This is a genomic window from Stenotrophomonas sp. GD04024 (genome assembly GCF_029837545.1).
GTDB lineage: Bacteria > Pseudomonadota > Gammaproteobacteria > Xanthomonadales > Xanthomonadaceae > Stenotrophomonas > Stenotrophomonas forensis.
In genome coordinates, this window is sequence record NZ_JAOEDV010000112.1 from 1 (window position 1) to 10,808 (window position 10,808).

Annotated in this window: 7 protein-coding genes and 1 pseudogene; 4 read left to right on the forward strand and 4 right to left on the reverse strand. The window is 67.7% G+C overall.

All coding sequences use genetic code 11. The features are described from left to right. Nucleotides 1–1,739, reverse strand: a 1,739-nt coding sequence (locus N7590_RS20800) for a monovalent cation:proton antiporter-2 (CPA2) family protein (RefSeq protein ID WP_279935856.1), incomplete at its 3' end; no start/stop codon positions are given. Nucleotides 1,740–2,081: 342 nt separating this feature from the next. Between N7590_RS20800 and mgtE the strand changes: the two genes are divergently transcribed. Next, nucleotides 2,082–3,452 carry a magnesium transporter gene (gene mgtE / locus N7590_RS20805; protein WP_053451136.1) on the forward strand — a complete coding sequence of 457 codons (1,371 nt, stop codon included), beginning with the start codon at nt 2,082–2,084 and terminating at the stop codon, nt 3,450–3,452. A gap of 184 nt (nt 3,453–3,636) precedes the next feature. Then, nucleotides 3,637–6,357, forward strand: coding sequence for a bifunctional acetate--CoA ligase family protein/GNAT family N-acetyltransferase (locus N7590_RS20810; protein WP_164240785.1), 2,721 nt, complete (start codon nt 3,637–3,639; stop codon nt 6,355–6,357). A gap of 64 nt (nt 6,358–6,421) precedes the next feature. Here the strand turns inward: N7590_RS20810 and N7590_RS20815 are convergent. Then, nucleotides 6,422–6,801, reverse strand: a pseudogene (locus N7590_RS20815) (YbjQ family protein). A 98-nt stretch (nt 6,802–6,899) separates the two neighbouring features. On the opposite strand from N7590_RS20815, the gene N7590_RS20820 reads away from it, so the two are divergent. Beyond that, complete coding sequence (locus N7590_RS20820) at nt 6,900–7,607, forward strand: alpha/beta hydrolase (RefSeq protein ID WP_164240827.1); 708 nt, start codon at nt 6,900–6,902, stop codon at nt 7,605–7,607. Between the two features lie 114 nt (nt 7,608–7,721). Here N7590_RS20820 and dkgB read toward each other — a convergent pair whose 3' ends face one another. Both dkgB and N7590_RS20830 read right to left on the reverse strand, forming a co-directional pair. Then, nucleotides 7,722–8,531 carry a 2,5-didehydrogluconate reductase DkgB gene (gene dkgB, locus N7590_RS20825; RefSeq protein WP_164240784.1) on the reverse strand — a complete coding sequence of 270 codons (810 nt, stop codon included), beginning with the start codon at nt 8,529–8,531 and terminating at the stop codon, nt 7,722–7,724. Between the two features lie 87 nt (nt 8,532–8,618). Continuing rightward, nucleotides 8,619–9,833 carry an MFS transporter gene (locus N7590_RS20830; protein ID WP_164240783.1) on the reverse strand — a complete coding sequence of 405 codons (1,215 nt, stop codon included), beginning with the start codon at nt 9,831–9,833 and terminating at the stop codon, nt 8,619–8,621. Between the two features lie 106 nt (nt 9,834–9,939). On the opposite strand from N7590_RS20830, the gene N7590_RS20835 reads away from it, so the two are divergent. Then, nucleotides 9,940–10,808: LysR family transcriptional regulator (locus N7590_RS20835; RefSeq protein WP_279935857.1), on the forward strand; the 869-nt coding region annotated here is incomplete at its 3' end.

Below are 10,808 nucleotides of genomic sequence, written 5' to 3' on the forward strand. Positions count from 1 at the left end.
ATCAGGTCGTTGCGCGCATCGCGCGAGGTCTGGATCACCGCGGCCTCGTCGTCGTAGACCAGGTACTGGTCGCGCAGCAACTGCTCGTCGTGTTCGCGGAAGCGCTGCACATGGCGTTCGGCCACGTTCGGGGCCACGCCCAGCGCGGTCAGCACGCGCCCGCTCATTTCCAGGCTGGTGCCGAACACTTCGCGGAACGGCTCGGCCGACATGTCCATCAGCCGCCACGCATGCTGGCGGTTGCGCGCTCGCGCCAGCACCGTCGCATCCGGGTACAGCCGGCGCACCATGCGCACCGCGCGCAGGTTGGTCTCCGGGTCATCCACGGTGATCACGAACACATCGATGTGCTCGCCACCGGCCGCGCGCAGCATTTCGGGCCGGGTCGGGTCGCCGTAATACAGCTGGTTGCCGAAGCGGCGCAGGTCGGCCACGGTGTCCGGGTTCGCCTCCAGCGCCACGAACGGCACCTTCTGCGCGGTCAGCAGGCGCGCGATCACCTGGCCGAAGCGGCCCATGCCGGCGATCAGCACCTTCGGCCGGTTGTCCGGTGCCACCTTGTCAGCCTCGGCGGGCTGGCGCGGTGCGGCCTTTTCCTGGCCGAGCAGCCTGAGCAGCGCGATCATCAGCAGCGGTGTGATCGCCATCGACAGGCCGACGATGGCCACCAGCCGGTCATGGTTGGCGTTGCCCAGCAGGTGCGCGCGCTGCGCTTCGTTGAACACCACGAAGGCGAATTCACCGCCCAGCCACAGCACGCTGCCCAGCAGCAGCGACTGTCGCGAACTGAGCCTTGCAATACGCCCGATCACGTACAGCAGGCCGAACTTGACCACCAGCAGGATGCCGACGCCGGCGGCGATCAGCCACGGCTCGGACGCGATGCGGTCGAGGTCGATGCCCATGCCCACCGCGATGAAGAACAGGCCCAGCAGCAGCCCCTTGAACGGCTCGATCTGTGCTTCCAGTTCGTGCCGGAATTCCGAGTCGGACAGCAGCACGCCGGCCAGGAACGCGCCCAGGCTCGGGCTGAGGCCGGCTTCCTGCATGAACCAGGCGGTGCCCAGCACCACCAGCAGGGCAGTGGCGGTGAACACTTCCGGGCTGCGGGTGCGCGCGATGATGCTGAACACCCTGCGCAGCACCGGCCGCCCGCACAGGATCACTACTGCCAGCGCGCCCAGCGCCACGGCGGCATCCTCCCAGCGCAGCGTCTCGTTCTTGACCCCGCCCAGCAGCGGAATGGCCGCCAGCAGCGGGATCGCGATCAGGTCCTGGAACAGCAGGATGGCAAAGCCCAGCCGGCCATGGTCGCTGTTGATCGCCTTGTGCTCGGACAGCAGCTGCAGGCCCACCGCGGTGGACGACAGCGCCAGCGCCACACCCACCACCAGCGCGCTTTTCCACTGGAAATGGTCGAGCAGCAACAGGCCGCCCAGCACCAGCCCGGACAGCGCCACCTGCGCCGCACCGGCACCGAACACCGAGCGCCGCATCACCTTCAGGCGTGCAGGCGACAGTTCCAGGCCGATCACGAACAGCAGCATCACCACACCGATCTCGGCGGCGCCGAGGATGCGGTCGGCGTCCTGCACGAAGCCCAGCCCGTCCGGGCCCAGCACCACGCCGGCCGCCAGGTAGCCCAGCACCGCGCCGAAGCCGAACTTCTTGAACACCGGCACGGCGATGACCGCCGCCAGCAGCAGTACCAGCGCCAGTTCCAGACCACCGCTATGCATGGGAGTACCTGGTCATCGGGGGAACCGGCCGCGCGTCCGTTCGGAGGAGGGAAAGCATGGCGAACGCCACTGCCACATTATGCGCGCCGGTGCGTGTACGCACGAGGACACGCGTGCTGGCAACGCTGTCGGCTGGCCCTGGGTTGACCTGCATGCCCGGCAGGTCCAGACTCCCCGCCGCTGGCGGCGCGTCCGCCGGCACACGCATCCCGGAGTCCCCAACCCATGTCCAGCGACAGTAGAAGTCGACCTCGTTCGACGCCAGCGATGGCCACCGCCTGACATCGGGACGGTTTGCCTGCGTTGGCGTTGCGCGAGGTCGCACCCCACAAGGCAGAACCGATGAACCAGAAGCAATTGCTGCGCGCAGGGGCCGATGCTGCTGCCCTGGCCGCACCCCTGGCGAACTACAACACCGCCGACGCGGTGGAGTTCCTCAATACGCTGGAGCTGACCCGCGCCGCGGACACGCTGGCGGCGCTGCCGTTGCCGCGTGCGGTGAAGATGCTCGAAGCGCCGGAACTGCACCGCAGTGGCGAGCTGGTGGCCGCGTTGCCGCCGGCGCGCGCCGCCGCCCTGCTCGGGCTGATGGCCGACGACCGCGCCACCGACATCGTGCACGAGCTGGACGAGGACGAGCGCGCGCGGCTGATCCCGCTGCTGGGCACCGATGCCCGCCAGGCCATCCAGAAGCTGCTGAGCTACCCGCCCAACACCGCCGGCGCGCTGATGACCACCGAGTACGTGGCGGTGCCCGCCAGCTGGACCGTGGCGCAGACCCTGCAGCACATCCGCCAGGTCGAGCGCACCCGCGAAACGGTGTACGCGATCTACGTGCTGGATCCGGCCAGCCAGCACCTCCAGCAGGTGGTGACCATGCGCCGGCTGATCACCGGGTTGCCGGAGGAATCGATCCTGGACGTGGCCCAGGTCAATCCGCCGGTGACCGTTGACGCGCTGATGGACCAGGAGGAAGTGGCGCGGCTGATCCGCCGCCACGACCTGCTGGCGATTCCGGTGGTTGATGCGCAGCAGCAGATGCTTGGCATCGTCACCGTCGACGACGTGCTGGATGCACTGATCGAGGAGTCCACCGAGGACGCGCACAAGTTCGGCGGCATGGAAGCGCTGGACAAGCCGTACATGCAGATCGGCTTCCTTGAGATGCTGCGCAAGCGTGCTGGCTGGCTGAGCGTGCTGTTCCTGGGCGAGATGCTGACCGCGAGCGCCATGCAGCACTACGAGGATGAACTGGCGCGCGCGGTGGTGCTGACCCTGTTCATTCCACTGATCATGAGTTCGGGTGGCAACTCCGGTTCGCAGGCCACCTCGCTGCTGATCCGCAGCCTGGCGCTGCGCGAACTGCGCCTTCGCGACTGGTGGAAGGTGGCCCTGCGCGAGATCCCGACCGGCATGGTGCTCGGCGCCATCCTCGGCTGCCTGGCCATCGTGCGCATCGTGATCTGGCAGCTCGGTGGCCTGCACGACTATGGCGAGCACTGGATCCTGCTGGCGATCACCATCGGTGCGGCGCTGGTCGGCATCGTCACCTTCGGCTCGCTGTCCGGCTCGATGCTGCCGTTCATCCTGAAGCGCCTCGGCTTCGACCCGGCCAGCGCCTCGGCCCCGTTCGTCGCCACCCTGGTGGACGTGACCGGCCTGGTGATCTATTTCAGCATCGCCGCGATGATCCTGCACGGCACGCTGCTGTAAGCCGGAACCACCGTGCTGCGGTAGGTACCGACCTTGGTCGGCACGGTGTTTCATCGACCGATCCCAGGCCAGCGCCGACCAAGGTCGGCATCTACCGGATCCGCGCCATGGGACAACCCGCCTTTGGTAGGTGCCGACCTTGGTCGGCACGCCCATCGCCACGGAATTTGGGTACCGTAGGCGCATGAGTACCTACCATCTGCAGTCTGTGTTCCGTCCGCAGTCGGTCGCGGTGATCGGTGGCAGCCCGCGCGAGCGCTCGGCCGGCCGTGCGGTGATGCGCAACCTGCGTGGTACCGGCTTTCCCGGCAAGGTGGCCTGGATCAACCCGCGGCATGCCGAGATCGATGGCATCCGCACGGTCAAACGGCTGAAGGACCTGGACTGGGTGCCTGACCTGGTGGTGATCACCGCGCCGGCGACGATCGTGCCGCAGGTGGTGCGCACCGCGGCCGAACGTGGCGTGCAGGCGGCGATCATCCTCACCGCGCACCTGGGCGAAGGCCCCGGCTCGCTGTCGGCGCAGGTGGAGGCGGTGGCGCGCACGCATGGCCTGCGCATCCTTGGCCCGCACTGCCTGGGCGTGATCGCGCCGCATGCACGGCTCAACGCCAGCATCGCCGCGCATTTCCCGCAGGCCGGCGACCTCGCGCTGATCTCCGAATCCTCGGCCATTGCCGCCGCACTGGTGGAATGGGGCGTGGCGCGCTCGGTCGGATTCTCTGCCGTGGTCTCGCTGGGCGACACGATGGATGTCGACTTCGGCGATCTGCTCGATTACTTCGCCACCGACTACCGCACTCGCGCCATCCTGCTCTATGTCGAGCAGATCAAGGACGCGCGCAAGTTCATGTCGGCCGCGCGTGCTGCCGCGCGTGCCAAGCCGGTGGTGGTGGTGAAGTCGGGCCGCGCCGAACGCGTGCAGCCGGGCAGCCGCGATACCCACGTGCAGGCGCTCGCGCGCGCCGATGATGTCTACGGCGCGGCGTTCAACCGCGCCGGCCTGCTGCGCGTGGGGGCGCTGGACGAACTGTTCACCGCCGCCGAGTCGCTGGGCCGGCTGGGCACCTTCCCCGGCCGCCGTTTGGCCATCCTCAGCAATGGCGGCGGTGTCGGCCGCCTCGCGGTGGACCAGCTGATCGCCTTGCGGGGCACGCTGGCCAACCTGTCCGACAGCACCATCGAGAAGCTCGACGCGGTGCTGCCGCAGGGCTGGTCGCGCAGCAATCCGGTCGACATCGTGGTCGATGCCGACGGTGACCGCTACGCCTCGGCCATCGAAGCGCTGCTGGCCGACAACGAGAACGACGCGGTGATGGTGGTCAACGTACCGACCGCGTTCACCTCGTCCGCCGATGCAGCGCAGGCGCTGACCCGCACGCTCGGCCTGCGCCCGCGCCATCACCGCGACAAGCCGGTGTTCGCGGTGTGGCTGGGCAACGACGACCAGGCTACCGCCACGCTCAACGCGGCGCGGGTGCCGACCTATCCGACCGAGGCCGAAGCCGTGCGTGGCTTCCAGCATCTGGTGCGTTACCGCGAAGCGCAGAACGCGCTGATGGAAACGCCGCCCAGCCTGCCACAGGATTTCAATGTCGATGCGGCGGCTGCGCGCGCGCTGGTCGATGCCGCGCTGGCCAACGGCCAGCAGTGGCTGGACCCGCTGGCCACCCACGAACTGCTCAAGGCCTATGGCATTCCGTCCGCGCCGGTGATGCACGCGCGCGATGCGCATGAGGCGATGGACCTGGCGCAACCGCTGCTGGAGCGCGGCGCCAGCGTGGCGTTGAAGATCCTGTCGCCGGACATTCCGCACAAGTCGGAAGTGGATGGCGTGCGCCTCAACCTGGGCACGCTGCCGGCGGTGCAGAGCGCGGCCAATGCGATCCTGTCGCGGGCCCGCCAGCTGCGGCCGGACGCACGCATCGATGGCCTGCTGGTACAGCCGACCATCGTCCGCCCGAAAGCGCGCGAGCTGATCGTCGGCATCGCCGACGATGCCACGTTCGGCCCGGTGATCGTGGTCGGCCGTGGCGGCACTGCGGTGGAAGTGATCAACGACAAGGCGCTGGCACTGCCGCCGCTGGACCTGCGCCTGGCCCACGAACTGATCGGCCAGACCCGTGCCTCGCGCATCCTCAAGGCTTACGGTGACGTGCCGGCGGCTGACGAGCGCGCGCTGGCGCTGGCATTGGTGAAGCTGGCCCAGCTGGCCGCCGACATTCCCGAAGTGCGCACGCTTGACATCAATCCACTGCTGGTTGATGGCAAGGGCATCCTCGCCCTGGATGCGCGCGTCGCCATCGCGCCCTCGCGCATCCTGCACAAGGGCCGCGGCCATCCGCGTTTCTCGGTGTTCCCGTATCCGAAGGAGTGGGAGCGCACCATCGAACTGTCCGACGGCGGCCGCGCCTTCGTACGTCCGGTGCGGCCGGAAGACGACGCGCTGTTCCGCGCGTTCTTCGCCCGTGTCAGCGACGAGGACCTGCGCCTGCGCTTCTTCCAGTCGGTGAAGCACTTCAGCCACGAATTCATCGCGCGCCTGACCCAGCTGGACTACGCGCGCTCGATCGCGCTGGTGGCGATTGAACCACGCAGCGGCGAGATGCTCGGTGCGGTGCGCCTGCACGCCGACGCCGATTACCACCGCGGCGAGTACGGCATCCTGATCCGCTCGGACCTGAAGGGCCACGGCATCGGCTGGCGGTTGATGGCGATCATGATCGAGTACGCCAAGTGGCTGGGCCTGGATGTGGTCGAAGGCCAGGTGCTGCGCGAGAACAGCACCATGCTGGCGATGTGCCAGAGCCTGGGCTTCAAGACCAAGCTGGACCCGGACGACCCGACGGTGATGATGGTGACCCTGCCGGTGCAGCAGGTCGAGGTGCCGGCGGCACCGCTGTAGAGTCGAGCTTGCTCGACTGCTTGTCATCCAGGAACAGTCGAGCAAGCTCGACTCTACGACCAGGTTACCGCAACGGTTCCACCACCACCGCCGTGCCGTAGCACAGCACCTCGGTCAGCCCGGTCATCACATCGGTGGCGTCGTAGCGCATGCCGATGATCGCATTGGCGCCCAGTTGCCGTGCGTGCTTGACCATGTCGCGGTAGGTTCCTCGCGGGCCTGTTCGCACAGTTCGGTGTAGATGGTGATGTTGCCGCCGAACAGGGTCTGGATGCCGCCCAGGAAGTTGCCGACGATCGAGCGCGAGCGCACGGTGATGCCACGCACCACGCCGAGGTTGCGCGCAACACGGTAGCCGGGCAGCTCGAAGGCGGTGGTGACCAGCGAATCGTCGAAACGCAGCGCCGGAGGGGAGGGGATGCCGCTGTTGTAGGGGTCTGCCATGGTCGCGTCCGTGTCGTAGAGTCGAGCTTGCTCGACTCTACAACCCAATGACCCGATGCGGCATGGCTCTGTCACTGTACTGGCGCGACAATACCGCCATGACCGACCGCATTCCCTTGCTGCTGCTGCCCGGCCTGCTCAACGATGCCGAGCTGTGGCGCGCGCAGCTGGCCAACCTGGCCGATATTGCCGACTGCACGGTGGGCGACCAGACCCGGGGCGAAACCCTGCAGGCGGTTGCCGAAGACGTGCTGTCGCAGGCACCGGAGCGGTTTGCGCTGGCCGGCTTCTCACTCGGTGGTTTCGTCGCCCAGCAGATCCTGCGTATCGCTCCGGAGCGGGTACTGCAGCTGGCATTGATCGACACCTCGATCCATGCCGATTCGCCCGAGCGCGCCGAACAGCGCCGCAGCCAACGTGCAAGCGTGCGCCTGCCCGGCAAGTTCCACGGCTTCGGTGATGCACTGATGCGCAGCTACATCGATGCCTCGCGGCTGGACGACTATGTGCTGGTTCAGCGCGTGCGCGACATGACCGCACGGCTGGGCGCCGAAGTGTTCCTGCGCCAGAGCGCGCTGGAGCGCCGCGATGGGCATGACGTGCTGGCGAGCTACCGTGATCCGTTGCTGATCGTGTGCGGTGCCAACGATCGCATCACGCCGCTGGCAGTGAGCGAGGAAATGCACGCGCTGGTGCCGCACTCGCAGCTGGTGGTGGTGCCCGATTGCGGGCACCTGGCACCGATGGAAAAGCCGGATGAAGTGAGTGCCGCCATGCGCGGCTGGTTGTTGCAGGACGAGGGATAACCCCGCCTTCGGTAGGTGCCGACCTTGGTCGGCACGTTGTTTCAACGATCGATCACAGGTCAGTGCCGACCAAGGTCGGCACCCACCGATTCGGTGCCGCAAACACGGTCGGGATCAATCCCAGGCCGGGGCGATGCCTTCCGGATTGGCCAGGCGATGGCCGCGGTCGAGCTTGGCGATCTGCGCCATGTCTTCGTCGGTCAGGCGCACGGCCGCCGCTTCGAGGTTGGCCGCCAGGTTGTCGCGCTTGGTGGACGACGGAATGACCGAGAAGCCCTGCTGCAGCGCCCAGGCCAGCGCAACCTGCGCCGGGGTGGCCTGGTGGCGGCCGGCAATGGCCTGGATCACCGGGTCCTTCAGCACTTCGCCATAGGCCAGGCTCATGTAGGCGGTGATGTGGATGCCATTGTCCTGCAGGAACTTCACCAGCAGGCGGTTCTGCAGGTAGGGATGGATCTCGACCTGGTTGGTGGCGATCGCCTCGGCACCGAGGATCTCGATCGCCTTGCGGGTCTGCGCGATGGTGAAGTTGGAGATGCCGATCTCCCGGGCCAGTCCCTGCGCCTTGGCTTCGGCCAGTGCCGGCAGGTATTCCTCCATCGGCACGTCGACCTTGTCGTTCGGCGACGGCCAGTGGATCAGCGCCAGGTCGACGCGGTCGGTGCGCAGTTTTTCCAGGCTGGTGCGCAGGCTGGCCAGCAACGCATCGTGCTTGAACTCGGTGATCCACACCTTGGTGGTCAGGTACAGATCGTCGCGCGGCACACCCGATTCGGCGATGGCCTGGCCGACTTCGGCTTCATTGCCATAGATCTGCGCGGTATCAACGGCGCGGTAGCCGACCTCCAGCGCATTGCGCACCGAGTCGATCACGATCTGGTCCTTCAGGCGGAAGGTACCGAGGCCAAAGGCGGGGACAGTCATGGGAAGCTCCAACGGGGGGAAGGGAGTAGCAGGAGAAGAGGGTAGGGCAGGCACCGTATGCATGCCGGCAACGGTGCATTGCATGGATCAATGCGCGGTGGCGGCAATGCCGTCGGCACGCGGGTCGATACCATCGCGACGGTCGAGGCGACCACTGAGCGCGGTCAGCGCATAGGCGCCAACCACCACCAGCGCACCCAGCCACGGCGTATGCATCAGGCCGATGTGTTCCACCACCAGCCCACCCAGCGAGGCGCCCAGGGCGATGCCGATGTTGAACGCGGCGATGTTCAGGCCCGAGGCCACATCGGTGGCCTGCGGCGCATAGCGCTGCGCCTGCTTGACCACGTAGACCTGCAGGCCTGGCACGTTGCCGAAGGCCACGGCCCCCAGCGCCAGCACCGTCAGCAGCATCAGCACGCTGTTGGAGGCGGTGAAGGTGAGCACGAACAGCACGATGGCCAGCAGCGCGAAGATGCGCTTCAACGCCGGCACCGGGCCCAGGCGGTCGGCGAGTCGACCGCCCCACAGGTTGCCGATTGCCACCGACACGCCGTAGACCAGCAGCACCAGGCTGACCGCATTGGCCGAGAAGCCGGTGACGTCCTGCAGGATCGGCGCGAGGTAGGTGAAGGCCAGGAAGGTGCCGCCGTAACCCAGTGCGGTCATTGCATAGACCAGCAGCAGGCGCGGCTGGCCCAGCACCGCCAGCTGCTGGCGGAAGCTGGCCGGTGCGCTCTGCGGCAGGTTGCGCGGAACGAACAGCAGCGCGCCCAGCAGGGCGATCACGCCGAGGGCGGCCACGGCCAGGAAGGTGGCGCGCCAACCCAGATGCTGTCCGATGAAGGTACCCAGCGGCACACCGGTCACCAGCGCCACGGTGAGCCCGGTGAACATGATGGCGATGGCACTGGCGGCCTTCTCCTTCGGCACCACCGCGGTGGCGATGATCGCGCCGATCGAGAAGAACACGCCGTGCGCCAGGCCGGTGAGGATGCGTGCGGCGATCAGTGAGCTGTAGCCCGGCGCCATGAAGGCGATGACGTTGCCGAGGGTGAACAGCACCATCAGTGCCACCAGCAGGGTCTTGCGCGGCACGCGGCCGGTCAGCGCGGTCAGCACCGGCGCACCGATGGCTACGCCCAGTGCATACAGGGAAACCAGCAGGCCGGCCGAGGGCAGGCTGACCTGCAGGTCGGCGGCAATGGTCGGGATCAGGCCGACGATGACGAATTCGGTGGTGCCGATGGCGAACGCGCCGAGGGTCAACGCCAGCAGGGCGAGGGGAATGCCACGGATCATGACAGGGTCCAGCAGGGGAAGAGGCTGCGCAGTCTGCGCCGCCATCTCTGGCCGAAAAACCGGTCTTCACGCCAATCACTCTTGCCGTACAGTCAATAATGGCGGCATGAAGACGACGCTTGATGAAATGCAGGCCTTCCTGGCGGTGATCGACAGCGGTTCGATCAGCGCCGCCGCCGAGCAGCTGGGGCAGACGCCGTCGGGCGTGAGCCGCGCGCTGGGGCGGCTGGAGGACAAGCTGGGCACCACACTGCTGACCCGCACCACCCGCCGCCTGCACCTGACCGCGGAGGGCGAGGCGTACCGGCGCCATGCGCGCGCGATCATCGATGCGGTGGAGTCGGCCGAGGAACAGATGGCGGCGCGCCGCGAGCGCCCGGCCGGGCGCCTGCGCGTGGACGCGGCAATGCCGTTCGTGCTGCACGTGATCGCGCCACTGGTGGCCGGCTATCGGGAGCGCTACCCGGACGTGCAGCTGGAGTTGAACAGTTCCGACCGCTACATCGACCTGCTGGAACGGCGCACCGACCTGGCGATCCGGATCGGGCCGCTGGCCGATTCCACCCTGCATGCACGGCCGCTGGGCCGCTGCAGGCTGCGGCTGGTGGCCAGCCCGGCCTATCTGGACAGGCTGGGCGAGCCAAGCACGGTCGCCGCGCTGGGCCAGCACACCCTGCTTGGTTTCAACGAGCCGGAATCGCTGAACCGCTGGCCGCTGCCCGGGGAGTCGGAGGGATTGCTGCTGGTGCGACCGGACATCGCAGTGTCCAGTGGCGAGACGCTGCGCCGGCTGGCGGTGGAAGGGGTGGGCATCACCTGCCTGTCCGACTTCGTCACCGATCGCGACCGTGCCGCCGGCACGCTGGTGCCGGTGCTGGCCGCGCAGACGCTGGAGGTGTACCAGCCGATCCATGCGGTGTACTACCGCAACACGGCGGTGTCGGCGCGGATCAGCTCGTTCCTGGATTATCTGGC

Excerpts from the sequence above, each read along its gene's own strand:
- mgtE (WP_053451136.1), top strand. The coding sequence starts at position 2,082 with ATGAACCAGAAGCAATTGCTGCGCGCAGGGGCCGATGCTGCTGCCCTG.
- N7590_RS20810 (WP_164240785.1), top strand. The coding sequence starts at position 3,637 with ATGAGTACCTACCATCTGCAGTCTGTGTTCCGTCCGCAGTCGGTCGCG.
- N7590_RS20820 (WP_164240827.1), top strand. The coding sequence starts at position 6,900 with ATGACCGACCGCATTCCCTTGCTGCTGCTGCCCGGCCTGCTCAACGAT.
- dkgB (WP_164240784.1), bottom strand. The coding sequence starts at position 8,531 with ATGACTGTCCCCGCCTTTGGCCTCGGTACCTTCCGCCTGAAGGACCAG.
- N7590_RS20830 (WP_164240783.1), bottom strand. The coding sequence starts at position 9,833 with ATGATCCGTGGCATTCCCCTCGCCCTGCTGGCGTTGACCCTCGGCGCG.